This is a genomic window from Pseudoalteromonas sp. AS71 (assembly GCF_038900275.1).
GTDB lineage: Bacteria > Pseudomonadota > Gammaproteobacteria > Enterobacterales > Alteromonadaceae > Pseudoalteromonas.
In genome coordinates, this window is the sequence record NZ_JBBMQZ010000010.1 from 106,117 (window position 1) to 128,280 (window position 22,164).

20 protein-coding genes are annotated in these 22,164 nt (G+C 39.2%); 8 read left to right on the top strand and 12 right to left on the bottom strand.

Translation table 11 applies throughout. The features are described 5' to 3' along the window. Positions 1-184: 184 nt before the first annotated feature. On the top strand, positions 185-601 hold the full coding sequence (locus tag WNY98_RS09640) for an MgtC/SapB family protein (protein ID WP_024600286.1): 417 nt from the start codon (positions 185-187) through the stop codon (positions 599-601). 105 nt (positions 602-706) lie between these two features. Here WNY98_RS09640 and WNY98_RS09645 read toward each other — a convergent pair whose 3' ends face one another. Beyond that, entirely contained in the window at positions 707-1,732 is a 1,026-nt protein-coding gene (locus WNY98_RS09645) for an energy transducer TonB (RefSeq protein ID WP_024600287.1), read from the bottom strand. A gap of 191 nt (positions 1,733-1,923) precedes the next feature. Continuing rightward, complete coding sequence (locus WNY98_RS09650) at positions 1,924-3,831, bottom strand: beta-ketoacyl synthase (RefSeq protein WP_342877765.1); 1,908 nt, start codon at positions 3,829-3,831, stop codon at positions 1,924-1,926. Positions 3,832-3,957: 126 nt separating this feature from the next. On the opposite strand from WNY98_RS09650, the gene WNY98_RS09655 reads away from it, so the two are divergent. Next, a complete protein-coding gene (locus tag WNY98_RS09655; RefSeq protein WP_342877766.1) occupies positions 3,958-4,968 on the top strand; it encodes a helix-turn-helix domain-containing protein in 1,011 nt (336 codons plus the stop codon). Between the two features lie 88 nt (positions 4,969-5,056). Beyond that, complete coding sequence (locus WNY98_RS09660; protein ID WP_342877767.1) at positions 5,057-6,283, top strand: EAL domain-containing protein; 1,227 nt, start codon at positions 5,057-5,059, stop codon at positions 6,281-6,283. Positions 6,284-6,298: 15 nt separating this feature from the next. Here WNY98_RS09660 and WNY98_RS09665 read toward each other — a convergent pair whose 3' ends face one another. The 3 genes from WNY98_RS09665 to WNY98_RS09675 are packed head-to-tail and all read right to left on the bottom strand — an operon-like array spanning position 6,299 to position 9,331. Next, a complete protein-coding gene (locus WNY98_RS09665) occupies positions 6,299-6,811 on the bottom strand; it encodes an MgtC/SapB family protein (RefSeq protein WP_024600291.1) in 513 nt (170 codons plus the stop codon). 8 nt (positions 6,812-6,819) lie between these two features. Next, a complete protein-coding gene (locus tag WNY98_RS09670) occupies positions 6,820-7,932 on the bottom strand; it encodes a GNAT family N-acetyltransferase/peptidase C39 family protein (protein ID WP_342877768.1) in 1,113 nt (370 codons plus the stop codon). A 4-nt stretch (positions 7,933-7,936) separates the two neighbouring features. After that, positions 7,937-9,331, bottom strand: coding sequence for a RimK family protein (locus tag WNY98_RS09675; protein WP_342877769.1), 1,395 nt, complete (start codon positions 9,329-9,331; stop codon positions 7,937-7,939). 303 nt (positions 9,332-9,634) lie between these two features. Between WNY98_RS09675 and WNY98_RS09680 the strand changes: the two genes are divergently transcribed. Further along, complete coding sequence (locus WNY98_RS09680; RefSeq protein WP_342877770.1) at positions 9,635-9,973, top strand: zinc ribbon domain-containing protein YjdM; 339 nt, start codon at positions 9,635-9,637, stop codon at positions 9,971-9,973. 273 nt (positions 9,974-10,246) lie between these two features. On the opposite strand, the gene WNY98_RS09685 is transcribed toward WNY98_RS09680, so the two are convergent. The 7 genes from WNY98_RS09685 to WNY98_RS09715 all read right to left on the bottom strand — a co-directional run bounded on the left by WNY98_RS09685 (position 10,247) and on the right by WNY98_RS09715 (position 15,533). Next, entirely contained in the window at positions 10,247-10,456 is a 210-nt protein-coding gene (locus tag WNY98_RS09685) for a zinc ribbon domain-containing protein (protein WP_024600295.1), read from the bottom strand. 198 nt (positions 10,457-10,654) lie between these two features. Next, positions 10,655-10,972 carry a type II toxin-antitoxin system RelE/ParE family toxin gene (locus WNY98_RS09690; RefSeq protein WP_342877771.1) on the bottom strand — a complete coding sequence of 106 codons (318 nt, stop codon included), beginning with the start codon at positions 10,970-10,972 and terminating at the stop codon, positions 10,655-10,657. Then, a complete protein-coding gene (locus tag WNY98_RS09695; protein WP_010555056.1) occupies positions 10,960-11,217 on the bottom strand; it encodes a type II toxin-antitoxin system Phd/YefM family antitoxin in 258 nt (85 codons plus the stop codon). The genes WNY98_RS09690 and WNY98_RS09695 overlap by 13 nt, the downstream gene beginning before the upstream one ends. Before the next feature lie 322 nt (positions 11,218-11,539). After that, positions 11,540-12,016 (bottom strand): GreA/GreB family elongation factor, encoded by a 477-nt coding sequence (locus WNY98_RS09700; RefSeq protein WP_342877772.1) that lies wholly within the window; start codon positions 12,014-12,016, stop codon positions 11,540-11,542. Between the two features lie 180 nt (positions 12,017-12,196). Next, positions 12,197-13,132: a protein translocase subunit SecF gene (gene secF, locus WNY98_RS09705; protein ID WP_342877773.1), complete on the bottom strand. Its 936-nt coding sequence runs from the start codon at positions 13,130-13,132 to the stop codon at positions 12,197-12,199. After that, positions 13,125-14,963, bottom strand: a complete 1,839-nt coding sequence (gene secD / locus WNY98_RS09710; RefSeq protein WP_342877774.1) for a protein translocase subunit SecD — start codon at positions 14,961-14,963, stop codon at positions 13,125-13,127. The genes secF and secD overlap by 8 nt, the downstream gene beginning before the upstream one ends. A gap of 108 nt (positions 14,964-15,071) precedes the next feature. Beyond that, the gene (locus WNY98_RS09715) at positions 15,072-15,533 is read right to left on the bottom strand and encodes a hypothetical protein (protein ID WP_170071004.1); all 462 of its coding nucleotides are present in this window, start codon (positions 15,531-15,533) and stop codon (positions 15,072-15,074) included. A 101-nt stretch (positions 15,534-15,634) separates the two neighbouring features. Between WNY98_RS09715 and WNY98_RS09720 the strand changes: the two genes are divergently transcribed. The 4 genes from WNY98_RS09720 to WNY98_RS09735 all read left to right on the top strand — a co-directional run bounded on the left by WNY98_RS09720 (position 15,635) and on the right by WNY98_RS09735 (position 22,071). After that, entirely contained in the window at positions 15,635-17,413 is a 1,779-nt protein-coding gene (locus WNY98_RS09720) for an ABC transporter ATP-binding protein/permease (protein WP_342877775.1), read from the top strand. 240 nt (positions 17,414-17,653) lie between these two features. Then, a complete protein-coding gene (locus WNY98_RS09725) occupies positions 17,654-19,732 on the top strand; it encodes a M13 family metallopeptidase (protein ID WP_342877776.1) in 2,079 nt (692 codons plus the stop codon). Between the two features lie 258 nt (positions 19,733-19,990). Continuing rightward, positions 19,991-20,704, top strand: a complete 714-nt coding sequence (locus WNY98_RS09730) for a YebC/PmpR family DNA-binding transcriptional regulator (RefSeq protein ID WP_002959761.1) — start codon at positions 19,991-19,993, stop codon at positions 20,702-20,704. Positions 20,705-20,745: 41 nt separating this feature from the next. Then, positions 20,746-22,071: a leucine-rich repeat-containing protein kinase family protein gene (locus WNY98_RS09735; RefSeq protein ID WP_342877777.1), complete on the top strand. Its 1,326-nt coding sequence runs from the start codon at positions 20,746-20,748 to the stop codon at positions 22,069-22,071. Positions 22,072-22,164: the final 93 nt, after the last annotated feature.

A 22,164-nucleotide genomic window follows, 5' to 3' on the forward strand; every position in this document is an offset into this window, starting at 1 on the left:
TACGAGGCTTTAAAACTCAGATCAAATTAACTATTGCGTAAAATAGTAATAAAAACATGTAAAAGTTTCTTCAATAATTCTTATTAAATGCAGATATCAAAAATAAGCCATTGATTATTAAGCATTTATACCATGGCTTGCTGTTTGCTTATTATTAACAAAATTAACCAGCACAGGCTCAATAATGGAAATTGATTTACAGTGGAATGAAATCATCGATAATTTAATACATTTAGGTATTGCTTACCTACTTGCACTACCCATGGCTTACGACAGAGAGCGTAGTCATGATGGCGCAGGGCTTAGAACCTTTCCGCTAGTTGCGGTAGCATCATGCGGGTATGCACTTATTGCTATGTCGGTTTTAGATGGTGCAGAAGCTCAATCTAAAATGTTGCAAGGTATAATTACTGGTATTGGTTTTATTGGCGGTGGCGCAATTTTAAAAAATAACCGTACGACCTCAGGCACTGCAACCGCAGCCAGTATTTGGAATATGGGCTTAATAGGTATTGCTGTTGCGTACAGCCGTTACGAAATAGCCATTTTACTTGCCATTATTAATTTTATAACGCTTAGGTATGTAAAAAAGTTTAAGTGATAGTTTTTTAATAAGTATTGCAGCAAAATTTCAATGCATTGTTTGAATAGCCAATACTTATTAATACGATAACTCCCCATAATTTATATGTGGGGAGTTACATTTTTATAAAAAACTTTCACCGCTTTGCTTAAGTGTAATTGTTTGTGCTTGAGCGCTTTTTATTAATAATCCACAACGTAAATCATTTTTCGAAATAACAATTTTATCAATTGTATTAGTGTCATAGTCAACGACTTTGTTTTCGCATCTAAGTTGCACTTTGCTCAGTGGTAATTCTGATTGTAATTTAACCTCAGACTTCGACATCATAGGCATTACAGCTTGCTCTGAAGCTAAACTAAATTGTTGTTCAATATCTCCCGAGTTTTTATAAATATCGTTCACTTGGGTTAACAACTGTTCCTTATTTTGATCTGTAAAAGTTATAGATTCAATATTGCCTAGTGCATCTATTGCATCATAGGCTCGTACATAATCTTGCTTTGATATAAACCACTGTAAAGCATTTTTAATCACACGTTTTTGAATTTGATCAGGTAAGTTACCTCTAAATAAGAACGCTTCGTTGATATGCTGATCAAAGCTCTTCCAATCTTGTACAAAATAACTGTGCTGGCTTTTAAGCCACGCAAGTAAAACAATTTCAACCGTATTTTTGGTATGTTCATTTTCTAGTTCATCAATAAGGCTTTTAGCTTCATCGTATTTCTTTTCATCGATTAATTTACTAGCTTGCTCATAATCATTAAAAAAGCCACGCGATGCCTTATCGTTTGAAAACCCAACATGTAAATTTTGTGAACTTACAGTAATAGTTTTTGCTACAGGTATAGTCTCACCATTTAATTTTGCGCTTTTGTAATTTAGTTTAGATACGTAATCCATTACTTCTCTTTGGTACTTTTTTTGCCCGACCGTAGCTACAATTTCTATATCACTAACCTGCCCGCTTTTATCGACCACGTAACTGCTTAAGTTAATCCCCTCTAACCTCGAAGCGCGCGAGGAAGTATTAGTGAGCTGATCGTAGTTTTTATTAATCACTTCTGCAGGAACAAAGTCGTCTGCAAAAGCAGGAAGTTGAGTAAAAGCAGAAGTTAAAGAAAGCGCTAATATGAGTTTTTTCATCGGTTTTATCCATCCTAGATAGTGTTTATATAATAGAAACAAACGATCAACATAAAAGCAAGTATAAACACAAAAAATAAGTTCAATTAATAAGCTAAATTTGGGGGGTAACAAAAATAATCTAATAGCTACATATATTTTAGGCATTAAAAAAGGCGCTTAAAAAGCGCCTTGCTAACAAGTATGTGTGCTTAAAACATATCTTGATAGGAATTTGTTGTGCTAAACGTAATTGCTTTTTCAAAGCCTGGTAACTGAATACTTTGCTCGTCTATTAAAATGTCATTGTCATCAATAAGTCCGTCGCCAAAGCGGTAAATTAGCTCATACTGGCCTAAATCAGCTTGAGCTTGATACGTTTGTTGCGCGGCTTTAATTGCCACGTTTTTTTGAGCGTAACTAGTCATAACGTCATCGCCGTGGCGCTTAGCGAGCATTTGCATTGTCACTTTTGGTGAAAGTACTATTGCTGTTGCATTGTTACCGCCAAAGCCTTTTGAATTTATAAAAGCTATATCCATTTCACTGCATTCGTAATGGCTGTTACGAATATCAAGATGATCGGTGTAAACATCATCAGCCACTTTATCAATTGTGGTAATGCCCGGCATAATGTTGTGACTAAATACACCGAGAGCTATCGCTAATTGGTCGCCACTTGCAGGAGCTATAGTATGACCAACATAGGCTTTAGGCGCTGTCACTTTCCAATTATCAATAGCGAACGTTTGTGCCACTTTGTGATATATCAGCGACTCTGTTACGCGGTTTAACGGTGTACTTGAGCCATGCGCTAAAATAAAGCTACGTTCTTGCAAAGCTTCTTTGCCTAAAAGGCTCGTTGCTAAAGCAGCCGATTTAGCCATGGTAATGTAGTTACCAGGACCAGGTGACGTAATTGATTTTTTTATACCATCTGCATTTACAAATACATCCGGCACAGAGCCCATTATGTCAGCGCCTAATTCAAGGGCTAATGCATCGTCCATTAAAATAGCAACTTGTGCGCCTTCACCTAATGTAAAGCCGCAGTTATCCCCAAACGGGCGGCTACTTTTGCGATAATCTGGTTCTTCATCATGTGATAAGTTATCTAAGCGACGCAAACCTTCAACATTTGCAAGTGCGCTCATGTTACCAAAGCCTTCAATCACTTCGGGTGTAATAGCACACTCAACACTTGCGACAACCGCAACGCGTGTACGCCCTGCTTGTATGTCGTTTACTGCTGCACGTAAGTTGTATAAAAACGTAGCACAGGCGCCCGAGGTCGAAAACGTAGTTCCCACATTGCCCGTAACATACGCGTTAATAAAATCGGTAGACATTGTATTTAAGCCCAGTGCTAACTGCTTAGTGCTAACACGGTCGCCTTGTTGGCGCGCCTTTACTAAACCGCCTAGGCCTTTGTCGTCCATTTGGCCAATTACCGATGCTGAATAGGTACCAATTTTATCTGGCTCTACGCTATTCATAATGTGTTGCCAATCAAGCCCTGTTGATTTAATCGCATCGGTAGCTGCAAAAATAGTCGCTTGCAAACCACGAGGCTGATAGCGGCTGTTATACATAACAGACGGATCAAACCCAGTCGGAAATTGCCCTGCAGATTTAATTGGGTTATCACGCGTTGAGTCATGCTTAATATCTAAATCGGCTGCAATAGTTACTTTTACTTTTTTGCCTTCAAGTTCTTCAACTTGCCAGCTAGCTGGAACAGGTACCGGTAAGTCGCGAGCGCGAGTTTCAAACACAATAGCGTTATCGCTTGATGCGTTTAGCGTCATTTTTTGCTGCCACGGTGTGGCATCTGCATCAAAGTGTTCTTTTTCAATTTTACGAATAAGTGTACCGGCAATAATTTGCTCACCAAAGCGTGCTTCTATGTCGCTTTGCTCAACATTATTACCTTGTGTATCTTGTAATTGGCCGTTTACAACGCTTACTAGATTCATCAGTGTGGCGAGGCCTAAAAATGTTTCACTGCGATCTTTAGCGTTTAAACTATCTAACACGATACGGCGATAACCTTGATGAAAAGAAGTACGGCCAGCGGCGTTAATGCCACCCATGCCTACTATAACGGGTAATGCAGTCATAATTTACCTTTAAAAAACGTGTTATAAGATGAACACGCAGTTTAAATGGATTACGCACCATACATTGTGCTTTAATAGCCAAATATTCAGCACAAAAGGCCAAAAAGTACTGGTCGGAGCATTTACATGACTGAAAAAAACACTAATCCACCATTAAACATTGCTATAGCGGTTTATCCGCATTTATTAGTGACTAGTTTAACGCTACCTATTGAGATGTTAAGAGCCGGCGAGGCCTTTGCTAAAGGCCATCTTGATAAGCAAAATTTTAGACCGCTTGCTATAAATTTAGTGGCTAAAAGTGCAGAATCTATAGCTACTCGCGCAGGCCTTGCGATAGTTCCTGATTGCATAACAACTAATGCGCCCTACAGCGATTTAATTATAGTCCCGGGTATTTGGCGAAACCCGCGCCCAGTAGTGCGTACAAATCAAGACGTAGTTGATTGGCTAAGCGAAAGCTTTAGCGCAGGCAGTCATATAATTGGTGTAGGTACTGGCAACTGCTTATTAGCTGAGGCTGGCTTACTTGATGGGCACCCAGCTACCACACATTGGCACTACGCCAATCAATTTAGCCATGACTATCCGTTAGTGCGTTTAAAACCCGACTTTTTTATAACCCAATCAGAGCGTATGTATACCGTAGCGAGTCTTAATGCCCTTGCAGATGTGATCGTACATATTATTAGTCAGTACTATGGAAAAGCCGCAGCTCAGCATGTAGAGCGTAATTTTTCGCACGAAATACGTAAACCCTACGAAGATCAACGCTATTTAGAAGGTGCAGTAGATCGTCACCCCGATGAGCTAATTGCGCAAATTCAGTTTTGGCTAAAAACCAATTTAGCCACCGAGCTAAACCTGCAAGAAGTCGCTGCCCAATTTAGCTTGAGCTACCGTACTTTTACCCGCCGTTTTAGAGCAGCCACTAATCAAAGCCCTATTGAGTATTGGCAACAATTACGCGTAGAAGGTGCGAAGGAGTTATTAGCATCATCAAATTTATCAATTCAAGAAGTGGCTTTAGAAGTGGGATATAACGACCAAGGGCATTTAACACGCGTGTTTAAAAAAGTATTAAGCCAAACACCCAGTGGTTACAGAAAAGTAGTTAGACGAAAGTTATTTGGATAACCAGCGACGGCACTCTAAATTGGCATTTTTTTATACATAAATTATACTCTTATCAATAATATAATTTATGTCATACCAAGGTAACTGCATGAAAGATAAACTTAGTAAGCACCTTTTTGATCCACAAAGCGATGCTTCTATTGAATCAAAGTTATTAAAGTTACTTTCACTCGTACGAAAACATTTGAGTATGGAAGTCGCGTTTATTTCAGAATTCACCAATAATGATCGCGTTTTTAAAGTGGTAGATAACCAAACTACAAATACCTGCGTATCCGTGGGTAATTCAGATCCAATTTGCGAAACTTACTGTAAAAAAATATCCGATAACGAGCTAGAACAAATAATCCCTAATACTCTTGAGCACCCTATAACCCGTAACATGCCAGTTACAGAAAAGCTAAATATTGGCTCTTATATAGGTGTACCTATTGTGTTATCTACAGGAAAAGTTTATGGCACTTTTTGCTGTTATAAAACCATATTAGATAATACCTTGAACGACAAAGATTTGTCATTTCTTAGGTTAATTTCTGAAATAGCTACAGAGTTAATCGAAAAAAATGTCCAATCTAACATTTTAAATAATGAGTCAAAATCGCTTATTGAAAATATTATAAAAACAAACGATATTACGATTTATTTTCAGCCCATATTTAATTTATCAACCAATCAACTTTCGGGTTATGAGTCTCTGTCACGCTTTTTTATTGAACCCTATAAAACACCTGACATTTGGTTTAAAGATGCTGAAAAGCTAGGTCTAGGAGAAGCATTAGAGATACTTGCTATACAAAATACATTACATTGCTTGGATAAATTTGATGAAAAAGCTTATATCACTATCAACACTTCACCTCAGCATATTTTATCAGGCTCAATAGACAAAGTATTACAAAGCATCGATTGTAATAGAATAATTTTAGAAGTGACTGAACATTCACCTATTTTAGACTACCAAGCGATGCTAACCGCACTTCAACCATTAAGAAACCGAGGTGTAAAACTCGCTATCGATGATGTAGGTGCTGGATTTTCATCTTTTCAGCATATTTTAGAATTAGAGGCAGATATCATTAAGTTAGACATAAGCCTTACTCAAAATATAAATACAGATCGTAGAAAGTTTTTATTAGCTAAGGCACTATGCGGATTTGCCAAAGCAATTAATTGCTCTATAGTTGCAGAGGGAATAGAAAATCAAGAAGAATTAAGTACGCTGAGAAAGCTGGGCGTTGATAACGTGCAAGGCTACTTTATAGGCCGCCCTGCCCCGCTTGAAGACGCTATTCAATTTCAAACAGTCAGGCTTTAATAAAAAACGCCACTTTTAGTGGCGTTCTGAGTCGTTAAATTCTTTTCGATAATAGCGTTTTTGATAGTTTTTTACTTTAGTGTGTACGCCTTTGCTTAAGCTTTTAAATTTAGCCTCGAGTACGTCTACACCGTATAAAATACCGACCACCAGCACCGAGAGCTTTATTGCAGCGCCAAGGTTTTCGGTCGCTATCATAACGCCTATTGATGCAAGCACCCAGATGGTTGCAGCAGAGGTTACACCAACTACCGCACCATCTTTTGCGAGCATAACACCAGCCCCTAAAAAGCCAATACCTGTAATTATTTGCCCAACTACACGAGAATGATCTATCACATCCCCTTGTAAATTAAACGCGGTCGATAAAAACAAATACGTACCCAAGGTTATTAACGCAGAGGTACGAATACCTACAGGTTTGCCGCGCAATTGGCGCTCTATACCAATAATGGCACCGCAAAAAGCTGCAGTACCAATAGCTGCCCACGAATACGGGGCTACATCAATTAAATCTAAAAAAGTCACTGTTAACCCTATATTTTATTAGCTATAGCCACCGCCGTTCGTAAACGTTGGCTACCAAACGCTGACATTTTACTAAAATCACTTCGCGCAATAGGTACATATTGGCAATCTATTGCGAGCTGTTTATCACTGCCCGGCTCACAAAACGGATCGTGAACATACACGCAGTGCTCATCAAGGTGCGTAACACACACCCAGTGTGGCGATTTTTTACCATCAAAACTGTATGTACTAATTAATAACAGCACACTAAAGCCTTTACTTAACCACCGCTCAATATGTTCAAGCTCTACATCTTTATGCGTAAGCGGTATATTTGCCTGTGCAATGCCATCTACAAATTGTTGATGCACGGTGGCAAGTACCAATTTTTTGTTTTCGTTACGTACGCCATCTAAAAACAAAGGCTCGGTGGTATTAACCATTACCTCGCTTTTAAAACCACGCTTATTAGCGGCAAGTGCCAAACCAAACGGATGGCAACCACCATGACCCGATGTCATAAAAATGGTGGTACCTTCACGCCAAAGTGCTAACTCATGTGATTGGCTAAGCTCAGTTGTTGGCTCAAGTGCCCCCATTGCCATTAATAGTGCAGCAGGTCCGCATGTAAACTCGGTAGTTTGCTGATACCACGGCGTTAAACGCGCCACTTTTAACTCACTGGTTTGTCGAATGTTTTTTTGCATTCGTAGTGCATCACTGTGGTCATCGTAATAATCGCTATATTGGCCAAACACTCTGTAACCTAAACTTTTATAAAGCCCTATCGCACCTTCGTTATTTACAGCCACTTCTAAACGAAGGTAAATACGCCCGCGCTCACACGTTTCTTTTTCAAGGCTAGTAAGCAGTGCTTTTGCAATCCCCTTACCTTGCATTGTGGGTTTTACAGCAAGCGAATATAAGCGCGCTAAACGAGTCCCTTTATGGCACCACACTAGCCCATAGCCGCATATTTGCTCGCCATTTTCTGCAACGAGTAAAATACCGTGCTTAGCACTTAGCCAGCGCTTTAAACTGCGCGGGCTCAATTTATCGTTATTAAAGCAGGCGTTTTCAACGTCAATCAATGCGTTTAAATCACTGCCAAGCGCCTTTCGAATAACAAGGTTGCTCATGTTATTACCCACGGCCTCGTGCTTCTAAGCGTTGTTTAAACTCATCCATAATGATCATGTATAGCTCGTCGCCTAAATAGCCGTCTTCTACTTTGTGATCAATACTTGGGTTGTCGTTTACTTCAAGCACGTATGCTTTGCCTTGGTGCTCTTTAACATCTACGCCATATAAACCCCTGCCCACTGTTTTACATGCTTTTAATGCGGCATCTAATACCGTTTTTGGTAACTCAAAGGTTGGCAACGTTTCAAAGCCACCAGAGAAAAACCGTTTAGCATCGTGGTTATAAATTTGCCAATGGTTACGCGCCATTAAATAACGACATGCATAAATTGCACGGCCATTTAATACACCCACTCGCCAATCGTATTCGGTATACATGTACTCTTGTGCAAGCACTAATGCGCTAAACTCAAACAGCTCTGTAAGCTTAGCTTCAAGCTCATCACGATTTGAAACTTTAAACACACCTTTTGAGAAAGATCCTTCAGGCATTTTTAAAACAAGCGGATACGTAAACGCTTCTTCTAATTGCTCAAGCGTTTCACTTGATTGATCAGCCACTACAACCGTTTTTAAACTTGGCACTTTTTGATAATTAAACGCATCGTGTAAATACACTTTATTACAACAACGTAAAATAGACTCAGCGTCGTCAATAACCACTAAACCCAGGCTTTGCGCTTTGCTTGCAAGGCGATACGTTGGATGGTCAATCGCTGTAGTTTGGCGAATAAATAACGCATCAAACTGGGCAATATTGTCAATTTCGTCAAAGCTTAATGCTTGTGCATAAATGCCGTGTTTAGCGGCGGCTTTAATAAAACGTGCAATGGCGTCTTTATCACTCGGCGGTACTTTTTCGTTATGATCAACAAGTATTGCCATGTCCCATCTAAAACGACGTTGCACTGAGCCAATACGCCACTGCGTTTTAGTAAAGTTATCTAGTTTGGCTACAAATTCGCTGTACTGCTGCTCACTTAAAGACGATAAAGACCCTTGTTGCAATAAGCCCTGTTCATCAACAAATAAAATAGGCGCTGGGTATTGTTTAAATACCGACTTAGCCGCTTTTGATTGTAAATCGTTTTGTGCATTACCAAAATAAAGTGTGCCATCTATTTGGCCCACATTTAACATAGGGGCTTGACCACTACGCAATGCATTTATGGTTCTTACACTTGGCAAAACTTGGTGCTTGCGCGCCTCAGCAAGTAACGAGCAATAGTAACCTTTGCTCAAGTATTGGCTTGAGTCGCACAGATTAATAATGCGTGTTTTTGGTTCATTTTGTTTTGGGTAATCACGTAAGTAGGTATTAAACGTAATTACATTTTCGAACGATTGAGCAAGCGTTTGCTCGTTGTTATCAACCACAATTAAGGTTTTAAACACGACTTTTCCTAGTTAAGTCAAAATATAAAAAGCATGCTTAGTAAAATACTAAGCATTATAAATAGAAACACCCATCGTACTAAGTGGGCATTGCGCGAATCACTTAATATGATGGGTGCTTTAACAGGTACCTACTGTACGAGTTAGCGCTTAAATTGCTTAAGCGACATGTGCTTTATATGCCCTTTTTTAAAAACGCACAAACAAGATATTTTTAGCGTGAAGATGAAAAATATTGATTAACTATATTTTCCAACTAATGCCGATTAAAATACGCAAAACAATACCTTAAGAGAGTTAAGAATGTCGCTGCCTGCTTGCCCAAAATGCCAATGTGAATATGTTTACCAAGACCAACAACTGCTTATTTGCCCTGAGTGCGCTCATGAGTGGAACCCAAATAATATAAACGATGAAGCCGCCATTTTAGTTAAAGATGCCAACGGCACATTACTTAATGATGGCGATAAAGTGACTGTAGCCAAAGATTTAAAAATTAAAGGCAGCTCGCAAGTCATTAAAATTGGCACCAAAGCGGTCATTAGAAGAGTGCTTGATAAAAAAGATCACGAACTTGATTGTAAAGTAGATGGTATTGGCGAAATGATGGTAACAGCGAAGTTTGTGAAAAAAGCTACCTAAAATTGGATATTTAAAATATAGGATGTTAGATGAAAAATCATAAAAATAAATTCATCCAAGCCTTATGCTCTGTCATTGAAGCTTATTATTAGTGCGTGTAATTGATTTTGTTTAACTGCTATTAGTTGTTGTATATCTAAAGGTCCACCATACATTTAATAAGGCAAATTATCGCTTAGGTATGTTTAAGCATTTAACCTCCTCACCTTAATGAGGAGGTATCTCATGAACTGATCAGTTTACATTTCAGTTAAGGTGCTTTTTAAGCTTTGATTACCCAGTAAAGAAATCAAATACGTTACCAAGTGTTGATGATGAACCTTTATAAAATTCAGTAAAACTACATCGACTGCATGTCACAGCGGTGTACTTTTTATTTTGAACATCAAAAATTCTTGACCAAAAGCCACCCGAAACTCTTATTTCACCGGTATCAAATTCGTTATTATTACACTTAGGGCAAGACCAATTGTTATGTCTCATCTTTCAACCTCCATATTATTTATGTACGGTATATTAGACACTTAACGAACACGTGTAGCAATTTTTTTAATAAACAAACCAATATTTAATTCTTATATTGGTTAAGTTGGAATTTTGATAAATGTTTGAATGGCTTTTTAATAATTGCTTTTTATAATAATTAGTATGGGGGTCATACTAATTTCACTCAGGGATTACCTACTTGTTAGCTGTATATTGCGTTAGCAACAAAAATTTTCGTAAGTCCCGCTCTTGTCTCATTACGTGCAAAATATATACTTTATCGTTATCTTTTTTGTAAAATATACAACAAGGATTCACGACCAGTTCAAGATAATTTAGGTTAGATAACTCAATTGGTTTTTTACCTGATTCAGGAAAGAGTTCGAGACGTTCAACTTTTTCAAATATTTTGGAAACCAATTTTTTCGCTGACTGCAAATTGCTTAATGCGATATATTCAGCAATATCGTTAAGATCATCCAAAGCTGGATTAGTCCAAATTATTTCAGCCATTTATTCATTTTATCTTTAGCTTCAACATTCGACATGGTTTCACCACGACTTATTGCCTGCTCTCCTTTTGCAAGAGACTCAAGAATTTGCATACGCTTTTGCATAAATTCATAATCATCAACATCTACTAAGTATGCAGATGGTTGCCCATGTTCAGTTATCAACACAGGTTCTTTAGAGGAATGAAGTTCAGATAATATCTTCGTTGCTTGACGCTTCAATGTTGTTACTAGTTCTACTCTCATAATAATCCCCAAATAAATGTATCATTATAGTAGCACCGAGTGGCCAACTTGGGAAATACAACTAACGAGGCTGTAAAGCACTAAAATCAATTAAAAAGGGAGCACCTAACGTCAACCCTGCTCATTTTTAAACTATTAGGTACTTCTCATTATATGCCTTTGTACAAATTGAAATACACACCACGTTACGCTATAAAAGCATAGCTGTAGGTTGGATAAATGGCGAAGCCATACCATACGACAATTAATTTATGAATAAAAATAAGCGTTTATTGTGTCGATATGGCTCTACCAGCAAACGGTTCACTCAAAAACCAAAGCTTTATAAAATCTCTCCCACCACGTATTCGTGGGCTTTACCTGCAATTGTTAACGTAATTTCATCATCAATCTGTTTATTTAATAACTGCTTACCCATAGGAGCGCCGGGTGTTACTACAGCAATTGCGTGCTGTTTAACGTTTACCGTTAATCCACCAGCGGCTGGGCCTAAATAAAACCATTTTTGGGCTGCGTTATCATCTTCTAAACATACCAGCGAACCGATAGCTATTTTGTCGGTTGGCTTTTCGTTAAAGGCAGGTTCGAACAATTCAATGCTTTTATAGCAATCGTTTACGCGCTGGGCTTGGCCTTGTGCTAAATAAGCGGCTTCGAGCCCTAGGGTATCGTATTTATTTTCGGCTATATTTTCTTCATGTGTGGCTGTGTCGTGCGCGGTTTTTGCCGCTACTTTTGCTGTTGTAAGCTGCGCTTCTAGCGCAAAACGAAGGTGTTCGATAACGTGGGTTTTATTCATGGGGATTAATACAATACTGGCAGTAAAAATAAGGCAGCTAGTTTAACATTTTTGCTAGGCTTAAAACCATTGTTTTAAACCCCACAAGTTTGGTGGGAATACTAGCGGGGTTTAAATAAGCATTAAACAAGCAAAGAGCTGTTGGTTGGTGCAGCTCTTTGCTTGTGCTTTATTAAAACCTTATGGCATATCTAATAATGTTTGCGTGTGGGCATCTACTTTAACTTCGTAATTTTTAGCGCTTAATCCCAATAGCTCTGGCAAGGTTGCCGCTATACAAATAGATGAGAACGTACCCACTACAATGCCGGTAAATAATGCAATAGCAAAGCCTTGCAGTGGTGCGCCTGCAAGCAACCAAACGCTGGCAACCGTTGCAAGTGTAGTACCCGACGTTATTAAGGTACGTGTTAGTGTGCTTTTAATCGCATTATTAATAATAGTCGCTGAGCTAAGTACATTATTTGACTTAACACGTAAAAGCTCGCGCACTCTATCCCCTACTATTATTGAGTCGTTAAGTGAGTAACCAATAATAGCCAGCAAGCTTGCCAGCACGGTTAGGTTAAATTCAATTTGTAATAGTGAAAATAACCCAAGTACAAGTATTAAATCGTGCACTAGCGCAACCACAGAGCCGAGTGCTAAGCGCCATTCAAAACGCACTGCAAGGTAAATCATTACCGCAATCATTGCAGCAAACATTGCTAAACAACCCTGATCAAATAACTCATCGCCCACTTGTGAGCCAATATAAGCTGACGATAATACCTGTGCGTTTATATCATCGTTTTGTGTAACTGCGCTTTGCCAATCAAGGCTATTAGCTGTTGTTGATGCACTTGGTGCTTCTCTTAATTGAAAATGGCTATTACCTTGCGCGGTTAGCTCAAACTCACCGTTATGATTTTTAGCAATAAACGATTGAAGCTCTTTTAGCTCAACACTTTGGCTGGTTGTAAACTCAGTTAAATAACCGCCGGTAAAATCTAGGCCAAAATTTAGACCCTTTTGCGTAAGCGTAAATACGGATAGCAGCACTAACATGGTGCTTAAAAGCATGCCCATAAAGCGTAAACGTGTGCCCACTTCACCTTTCAAAAAATAATTAAGCATGTACTTTTGCTCCTGCTTTTTTACCCATTTTTAAATACAACGTTTGGCTTAATATTTTTGATACATACACACCTGTAAATACAGACGTTAAAAGTCCCAGTGCGAGTGTAATGGCAAAACCTTTAACGGGCCCATAGCCTATGCCGTATAAGATAAGTGCGGTGATCATAGTGGTTATATTGGCATCAAATATTGTATTTGCGGCTTGTTTATAACCCTCTTGAATAGCTTGATATGGTGCACGGCCTTGGCGACGTTCTTCTTTAATGCGTTCAAATATTATAACGTTAGTGTCTACCGCCATACCTATGGTTAGCACCAAACCTGCAATACCCGGCAGCGTTAACACAACCCCTGGTAATAATGACATTAAGCCCACAAGCGACGTTAAATTTAATATAAGTGCTACGTTTGCAATAAGGCCTAAACGGCGATACCAAAGCGCCATAAATGCAAGCGTAATACCCATGCCTAACATAAGCGCGGCTAAGCCATTACTAATATTTTCGCTGCCGAGGCTTGGCCCTATTGTTTGTTCGTGCACAATTGTAACGGGCGCTGTAAGCGAGCCTGCACGTAGTAACAATGCTAGGTCGGCTGCAGCTTGTTGGCTTTTCATATTGGTAATACTAAAACGCGAACTTAAATGCTGAGCAATATTGGCAACGTTAATGACTTCGCTTTTTTTAACTACTTCGCCTTTAGCATTTTGAGAGTACTCAGAGTAAACCGTCGCCATTGGCTTACCAATATTGGCTTTTGAAAACGCCGACATTGCATCCCCGCCTTGACCGTCTAAGCTTAGTTGTACCAGTGGTTTACCCCAATCATCGCGGCCTATGGTTGCATTATTAATATGATCCCCTGTAAAAATTGGCACAGGATCGAGCTTTATCGTTCCGCCCGATTGCATATTAAATGTTTGCCCGCCTATTTCTTTTAATTGATAAAAACCAAGCGATGCGGTTGCACCAATAATACGCTTAGCTTCGGTTGGATCTTGCACGCCTGGTAGTTCTATACGAATACGGTGCTTACCTTGTCGCTGTGTTACGGCTTCGGTAATACCTAATTCTTCAATACGTGAACGAAGGGTTGTAAGTGTTTGCCCCATTACTTCTTTATCAAAGCTGCTGCGGCCTTGCTCTGAATAACTAAATTTGGCAGTTTTAACGCTGCCGTTATTGCTTGTTACGACGGCTAAATTAGCAAATCGGCTTTGTAGCTCTTCAATAACGGGGGTTAACTTGTCGGTTGCATTAGGCAGTGCGTTTATTTCAAACCCGTGCTGAGTTTGCTGTGCTTTTACGCCATGTGCTTTTTGCTTAATAATGATCGATTTAGCTTGTAGATACGCACTGACTAATTGTTCATCAACGGCTTTATCTAAATCTACGTCTAGTACAAATAGCACACCGCCATTTAAATCAAGACCTAGCTTTATTGGTGATAAACCAAAATCTTGTAACCATGTGGGGCTAGTTGCATGCTCAACAATTTTAACTTGCGTGTTTGGGTACTGTGCTTTTATAGCCGCTTGCGCCTGAGCGCTTTTAGTTGGCTCGTTTAAAAGTACATTAATAGTTGATTGCTTATCTAAACCCTGCTTAACCTCTAACCCTTGGTTATTTAAAAAAGTAACTAGCGTTTTAGTGCTCGGTAAAGATTGCATTTCGCTGTGCGGGGCAGCACTTATGTGCAACCATGATTTATTTGGATATAGGTTTGGTAATGCGCTGATAGCTAATAAAACCAATACTATTAGCATGGCGATATAGCTTAATTTAAATTTAGCCGTAGACGGCTTTTTATCTTTTTTAAAACTTAACATCTTTAATCCTTATTGCCAGCAAAGCTAGCAACGTACTTTTTAAAAGCACAATTAATCTGCAGGCTAAAACTTTAAAAGTTAAAACCTAATAAAATTAAATAAGGAAAATTAAGCGTGGTAGGTAGTTACAGCTCTGTAGAGTAAGTTAACGTCTTTCCAGCCACTCAAGCGCGACTTTTTACTATTAGTTACAAGCGTATACCAAGGCTGTATAGGATTAACGGCTCTTGGTCGTAAGAATATATGCCTAACAAGGTTTTGAGCGAAAAATTCAAAAACCACATCGTATTCTGGTTCACTTTGAACAGTGTGCAAAAACAATGATGAATTATTGGCAGTTAACCTTGGTTGGTGCGCGTCAAAATCGGTTTGATGCGTTTTTTTATGCTGCGTAATATCTACAGACTTACTAATAGGCTGTATTTTAGTTAAATCGCCAATATCAGTAAGCGAAACCTGCGTACTAACAGAAATATTTAAATTTTGTGAGGCGCCCATAGCATTGCTCTGCACACTAAAAAGTGCAGCAAGTAGCAAAAAGGCAGTTAATAACACTCTAAATTTAAACATTCACGTTTTAAAACTAAAATAAGGGATGCGTAGTATATAAGGGCAAGCATTTAAAATACAATGCTTATTAATTAAGTATTTAGTTTTAACAGAGATCACTAATGCGCCCCAGACAAAGCAGTGAAAAACGACCAGACGCCATGAACCTACGCCAAAGTGTAAAAACGCTTTGGCCCTACCTTACAAAATTTAAAGGCCGTGTTTTTATTGCACTTATGGCGCTTATAGGCGCAAAAGGTGCCACGCTTTTAATGCCCTGGGCGCTTAAAGAAATAATAGACTCTGTAGATAAGTCGATTAACCCACTGATAGTTATTCCCGCTTTATTGTTATTGATGTACGGTGGACTGCGTTTTGCTAGCGTATTTTTAGGTGAAATAAGAGATGCTGTATTTTCTCGCGTAACCGAGCACGCCATGCGCGATATTGGTTTAAAGGTATTTAAGCATTTGCATTCACTTGAACTGGCTTTTCATTTAGATAGGCAAACCGGTGGCATTAGCCGCGATATAGAGCGCGGTACTAGCGGCTTAAGTTTTTTAATGCGTTTTTTAATGTTTAACATTGTGCCTACTTTGTTCGAAATACTGACTGTTGCGATTATTTTTGGCACGTTGTTTTCTGTTTGGTTTGCGCTTATTACATTACTGGCAGTCGCTATTTATATTACCTTTACTGTAGTGGTTACCCAGTGGAGAAACCGATTTATTAGAGAAGCAAATGCTGCCGACAATCAAAGTAATACCCGCGCCATAGACAGCCTACTTAATTATGAAACTGTAAAGTATTTTAATAATGAGCAGTTTGAAGCAAAAACGTACGACACCTTTTTAGCAAACTGGGAAAAAGCCCGTTTAAAAAATAGAATGTCGTTGTTCGCACTCAACTCAGGCCAAGCACTTATTATTGCTTGTGCTATTACTGCCTTAATGTGGTTGGGCTCAACAGAAGTAGTTGCAGGTACGCTCTCTATTGGTGAACTTGTGATGATTAACGCATATATGATTCAGCTATTTTTACCGCTTAACTTTTTAGGTTTTGTGTACCGCGAAATAAGACGCGCGCTAACCGATCTTGAAAATATGCTTGGGCTACTTAACAAAAAACCACAAATAACCGATGCACTTAATGCAAAAGAGCTAAATATTAGCCAAGGTGAAATAACATTTAACAATGTAAGTTTTAGTTACGATGCGCATCGCCCTATTCTTAATAGCCTTAACTTTTGTGTTAAAGCTGGCAGCAAAGTAGCCATTGTTGGTGCCAGTGGAGCAGGTAAAAGTTCATTAGCGCGACTGCTTTATCGTTTTTATGATGTAAGCGCTGGTGAAATTAGTATTGATAATCAAGCAATAAACTCAGTAACACTTAATAGTTTACGAAAAGCCATTGCAATAGTCCCACAAGATACGGTGCTGTTTAACACTACTATTCGTGGGAATATCGCTTACGGCAGACCATCAGCAAGTGATGCAGAAATTGACGAAGCCATTGCTATGGCGCATTTAAAAGACTTTATATCAACACTTGATAAAGGCGATAAAACACTGGTTGGCGAGCGCGGTTTAAAAGTATCCGGCGGCGAAAAACAGCGTATTGCCATTGCCCGCGCTATTTTGAAAAAGTCCCCTATTTTAATTTTTGATGAAGCAACTTCTGCACTCGACTCTCATTCTGAGCAAGCAATACTCGCAGCAATGCGTGAAGTTGCCAGTAACCATACGAGTATTGTTATTGCTCATCGCCTTTCTACTATTACCGATGCAGACACCATTATTGTGCTCAAATCCGGACAAATCATTGAGCAAGGTAAGCACGATGAGTTACTTACACTCGCCGGAGAATATGCCCGTATGTGGGAGCTTCAGCATAAAAAATAAAGAGTGTGTAACCTCTTTTAGCTCGGATACTTTCAAGTATTCGAGCTAAATAAAGCGTTTATAGAACCTATTAGCCTTTCTCTTTTCTTCTATATTAGTTTTATCGAGCACTATGGTGATTCACCTCAAAAGGTTTGTTTGTATGATTAATATCAATAACAATCGATAAGTTAAATATTCGTAACAATAAAAATGATTCACTGCTGCTTTAATTCAATCAGTGATACTCAGGAGTAAGTAATGAAAAAGAGTTTAATTGCCGCAGCATTAGCTGCCACATTTATTACCGGTTGTTCAGAGCCGCAAACAACAAAAACAGACGAGCAACAACCTAAAATAGTCACTGCAGCAGTGACAAAAAAAGCAGAGTTAGGTAGTTTTGGTGTTGATTTAACAGCCCGTAACAAAGCCGTTAAACCAGGCGATGATTTTTTTATGTATGCCAGTGGCACGTGGTATGACAACTACGTAATGCCTGCAGATAAAACCCGCTACGGTGCATTTTCAGGATTAGCTGAGCGCAGTGAAGACGATGTTAAAGCTATTATTGAAGAAATAGCCGCACGTAAAGATTTAAACGCAGAAGAAAAACTCGTTGCTGATTTTTACAATGCGTATATGGATACCGAAACACTTAATAAACTAGGTGTAGCGCCTATTAAGCCATTGTTAAGTGAAATTAGTGATATAGCGTCAACTGACGATTTAGCTGAAATGTTTGGTAAGTCTTGGTTAACCGGCAATAAAGCCCCTTTTGGCGGCGGCATGTGGTTTAACCGATTAGACCCTAACAAATATGAAATGTCCCTCGGTGCTGGTGGTTTAGGCTTACCCGATCGCTCTTACTACCTTGAAGACGCTGAGCGCTTTGTTAAAACCCGTACAGCTTATGTTGCTCACATTGCTGATATGCTTGAGTTTGCAGGAGTCGAAAATACCACTGAGCGAGCTCAAGCTATTCTTGACCTTGAAACCAAAATTGCACAAGGTCACTGGCCACGTGAAAAGCGTCGTAATCGCGATTTAACCCTAAACCAAGTTGAGCGTACCGATTTAAGCACTGCTTACCCTGGCTTTAACTGGGATTTATACTTTGAGCAAACAGGTTATAAAGTACCTCAGTTAAATGTCTCTCAGCCTGAGCCAATAAAAGCGATGATTGAGCTAATCAATCAAGAAGATATTGCAGTATGGAAAGACTATCTAACGTATCACGCTATTAGTGGTAACGCAGGTTTACTATCAGAGGAAGTATTTAATACTAACTTTGCTTTTTTTGGTAAAGAACTAAACGGACAGCAAGAGCCTCGTCCTCGATGGAAACGTGCAATAAGTCAAATGTCGGGCACAAATTCGCTTGGTTTTGCAATTGGTAAAATATACGTAGCACGTTACTTCCCTGAGTCATCAAAACAGCAAATGTCTGAGCTGGTTGAAAACCTTCGTACAGCCCTTGGTGAACGTATTGATAATCTCCAGTGGATGGGTGATGCAACTAAAGTAAATGCGCGCGCTAAGCTTGCTGCCTTTGTACCAAAAATTGGTTACCCCGATGTATGGCAGTCTTATGATGGTTTGAGCATTACTAAAAACGATTTAATCGGTAATGTGAAAAACATGCGTGAGTTTTTCCACGCAGAAAGTGTTGAAAAAGAGCTACAAAAAACAGACCGTAACCGCTGGGGCATGACGCCACAACGCGTAAACGCTTACTACAATAGCTCGTTTAATGAAATTGTCTTCCCGGCTGCGATACTACAACCGCCGTTTTTCGATCCAAATGCCGATCCGGCAGTAAACTATGGCGGTATTGGCGCTGTAATTGGTCACGAAATGGGTCATGGATTTGACGATCAAGGTTCAAAATCAGACGAAAACGGTGTGCAACGTAATTGGTGGACTGATGCAGATCGTGCTGCATTTGACAAAAAAGCCGATCAATTGGCTGCGCAGTACAGTAAGTACGAGCCAATTGAAGGTAATTTTGTTAATGGTCGAAATAGCCTTGGCGAAAACATTGGTGATGTAGGTGGGCTATCAATGGCTTATCACGCGTACAAGCTCAGTTTAAATGGTAAAGAAGCGCCTGTTATTGACGGCGTTACTGGCGATCAGCGTTTCTTCCTTGCGTGGGCACAAGTATGGAAAGAAAAACGTACTGAGCAAAGCATGCTTAACCAACTGCGTGGTGGCACACATGCCCCAGGTCGCTTTAGAGCACAAGCGCCGCGTAACCACGATGCATGGTACAAAGCGTTTGATGTAAAACCAGGCGATGCGTTATACCTTCCTGAAGATGAGCGTGTACGTATTTGGTAAGTAACATTTACTTTTTATTACTTAGTAAGGCAACCTGTTATACAGGTTGCTTTTTTATTGAATTAAATTTACACATAATAGATATAATTCCAACGTCTAGAACCCTCGATGATCCCATTAATAAAATACAGTTTACATGGCTTTTAAACGTTACCGATTTAATCTGTTTTAATACTTACTAGCCCTTGAATGCATTTACCTTTAGAATACGCATTATAATTTTATTCTATTATTTACATATATTAAGGCGAAACGCAGATGGGAAGAGCTTACCAAAACAAAAAAGATTCAATGGCTAAGACTGCGGGTGCTAAAACTAAAGTTTATTCTAAGTACGGCAAAGAAATTTATATTTGTGCAAAAAACGGCGGTGTAGATCCAGATGGTAACTTATCATTGCGTCGTTTAATTGAACGCGCTAAAAAAGACCAAGTACCAGCACACGTTATTGACCGCGCAATAGACAAAGCAAAAGGCGGCGGCGGTGAAGACTACGCAGCAACACGTTACGAAGGTTACGGCCCTGGTAACTGTATGATTATTGTTGACTGTTTAACAGACAACAACAAGCGTACCTTTGCTGATGTCCGTGTTTGTTTTACCAAAGCAAATGCTAAAATTGGCGCTCAAAACTCTGTTTCACATTTATTTGATCACCTTGCTATTTTTGTATTTGACGGTGATGACGACGAAGCAGTACTTGAAGCTCTTATGATGGCTGATGTTGATGTAACTGACGTAGAAGTAGATGACGGTAAAGTTACTGTTTTTGCTCCTCATACAGAGTACAACAATACACGTACAGCGCTTGAAGAAATGGGCGTTACTGAATTTGACGAAGACCTAATTAGCTTTGTGCCACAAATTGAAACGCCAATTGAAGGCGAAGACGTTGAAGTTATGGAACGCTTTTTAGCAATGTTAGAAGATTGCGACGACGTACAAAACGTTTACCATAACGCGCAATTCTAAAGAGCGATTTAGTAAGTTAGAACGACTTTAAGCCAACAGCTATGTTGGCTTTTTCATTTTTAGAACATGGTATTAATATGAACTTCCTTAAAGAGCTTAAAAGTGGCAAACTTGTTGGTGCTACTCGCCTGCAATTGGTAGAAGAGCTAACGACATTTCCTGAAGAAATCTTTAGCTTAGCTGACACGCTTGAAGTTCTCGATTTATCAAATAATAACTTATCAACACTACCTGATGAATTTGCCTGTTTAACAAACCTGAAGCGTGTGTTTTTATCGTTTAATCAGTTTAAGCATATTCCTAAAGTGCTCGCTAAATGCCCTGCTTTAATTATGGTCGCGTTTAAAGGTAACCAAATTTCTGAATTTGCATTAAACAGCCTGCCAAAAAATATTGAGTGGCTAATACTCACCGATAATACGTTAAGCGAATTGCCTGAAGATTTTGGTAATTATACCCAGCTTAAAAAGCTTGCGCTTGCAGGCAATCAACTTAAGCAACTGCCAAGTAGCATGGCGCAGTGTAAAAACCTTGAGCTTGTTAGGCTCTCTGCTAATAACTTAACACACGTAGACGACTGGCTGTTTGAATTGCCTAAACTTGCTTGGCTTGCGTTTGCCGGTAACGATTTTAATAAAGCTCAGTGCCTTACAAAAAGCTGCTTAGAAAATAAGTCTCTTAACGATTACACACTTAGTCATGTTATTGGCCAAGGTGCATCGGGCGTTATTCATTTAGCACAAGCTATTGAAAGTGCTGTAGCGATTAAATTATTTAAAGGCGCAATTACCAGCGACGGCTACCCGCTTGATGAAGTAAATTGCTGCTTACAAGCAGGCGATCACGCTAATTTAATTAAAGTACTTGCCTACATTGAGCAAAGTGATCAGCTAGGTTTAGTAATGGAGCTAATAGATAAAAGCTTTGCTAATTTAGGCCTGCCTCCAAGCCTTGAAACCTGTACGCGTGATACCTTTAATGATGATTGCCATTACTCAACTCACGCTATTTTAAAAATTGCACAGCAAATGGTAAGTACCTTACATCACTTGCATATTTGTAAAGTAAGCCATGGCGACGTGTATGGGCATAACACCATGATAAACAAAGATGCTGATGTATTATTTGGTGATTTTGGTGCAGCCACAAACTTAGCCATGTTAAGTGATTATCAACAAAAGCAACTAGAGTTGATAGAAGTAAGCGCTTTGGGCTGTTTAATTGAAGACTTATTAAGCACGGTAACCGGCGATGATAGACAAAGCGAGCTATTTTTTAAAATGTCCGATATGGCAAAACGTGCTATGCGACCTATATTAAATCAAAGGCCTACATTTATTGAGTTATTAGAAGAGCTAAATGTATAACTCAGTATTAATTAAATAAATTCTAACAGGGAGCAACGTGTAACACGTTGCTCCCTGTTAGTTTGTATTGTGTATTTATTCGATCATTCGAAT

Bases quoted from the DNA above. Each gene is read 5' to 3' on its own strand.
- WNY98_RS09700 (WP_342877772.1), bottom strand. From the start codon at position 12,016: ATGAATAAAACCCACGTTATCGAACACCTTCGTTTTGCGCTAGAAGCG.
- WNY98_RS09730 (WP_002959761.1), top strand. From the start codon at position 19,991: ATGGGAAGAGCTTACCAAAACAAAAAAGATTCAATGGCTAAGACTGCG.
- WNY98_RS09655 (WP_342877766.1), top strand. From the start codon at position 3,958: ATGACTGAAAAAAACACTAATCCACCATTAAACATTGCTATAGCGGTT.
- WNY98_RS09640 (WP_024600286.1), top strand. From the start codon at position 185: ATGGAAATTGATTTACAGTGGAATGAAATCATCGATAATTTAATACAT.
- WNY98_RS09725 (WP_342877776.1), top strand. From the start codon at position 17,654: ATGAAAAAGAGTTTAATTGCCGCAGCATTAGCTGCCACATTTATTACC.
- WNY98_RS09670 (WP_342877768.1), bottom strand. From the start codon at position 7,932: ATGAGCAACCTTGTTATTCGAAAGGCGCTTGGCAGTGATTTAAACGCA.
- WNY98_RS09695 (WP_010555056.1), bottom strand. From the start codon at position 11,217: ATGAGAGTAGAACTAGTAACAACATTGAAGCGTCAAGCAACGAAGATA.
- secD (WP_342877774.1), bottom strand. From the start codon at position 14,963: ATGTTAAGTTTTAAAAAAGATAAAAAGCCGTCTACGGCTAAATTTAAA.
- WNY98_RS09685 (WP_024600295.1), bottom strand. From the start codon at position 10,456: ATGAGACATAACAATTGGTCTTGCCCTAAGTGTAATAATAACGAATTT.
- WNY98_RS09720 (WP_342877775.1), top strand. From the start codon at position 15,635: ATGCGCCCCAGACAAAGCAGTGAAAAACGACCAGACGCCATGAACCTA.
- WNY98_RS09645 (WP_024600287.1), bottom strand. From the start codon at position 1,732: ATGAAAAAACTCATATTAGCGCTTTCTTTAACTTCTGCTTTTACTCAA.
- WNY98_RS09735 (WP_342877777.1), top strand. From the start codon at position 20,746: ATGTTGGCTTTTTCATTTTTAGAACATGGTATTAATATGAACTTCCTT.
- WNY98_RS09680 (WP_342877770.1), top strand. From the start codon at position 9,635: ATGTCGCTGCCTGCTTGCCCAAAATGCCAATGTGAATATGTTTACCAA.
- WNY98_RS09660 (WP_342877767.1), top strand. From the start codon at position 5,057: ATGAAAGATAAACTTAGTAAGCACCTTTTTGATCCACAAAGCGATGCT.
- WNY98_RS09690 (WP_342877771.1), bottom strand. From the start codon at position 10,972: ATGGCTGAAATAATTTGGACTAATCCAGCTTTGGATGATCTTAACGAT.
- WNY98_RS09715 (WP_170071004.1), bottom strand. From the start codon at position 15,533: ATGTTTAAATTTAGAGTGTTATTAACTGCCTTTTTGCTACTTGCTGCA.
- WNY98_RS09650 (WP_342877765.1), bottom strand. From the start codon at position 3,831: ATGACTGCATTACCCGTTATAGTAGGCATGGGTGGCATTAACGCCGCT.
- secF (WP_342877773.1), bottom strand. From the start codon at position 13,132: ATGCTTAATTATTTTTTGAAAGGTGAAGTGGGCACACGTTTACGCTTT.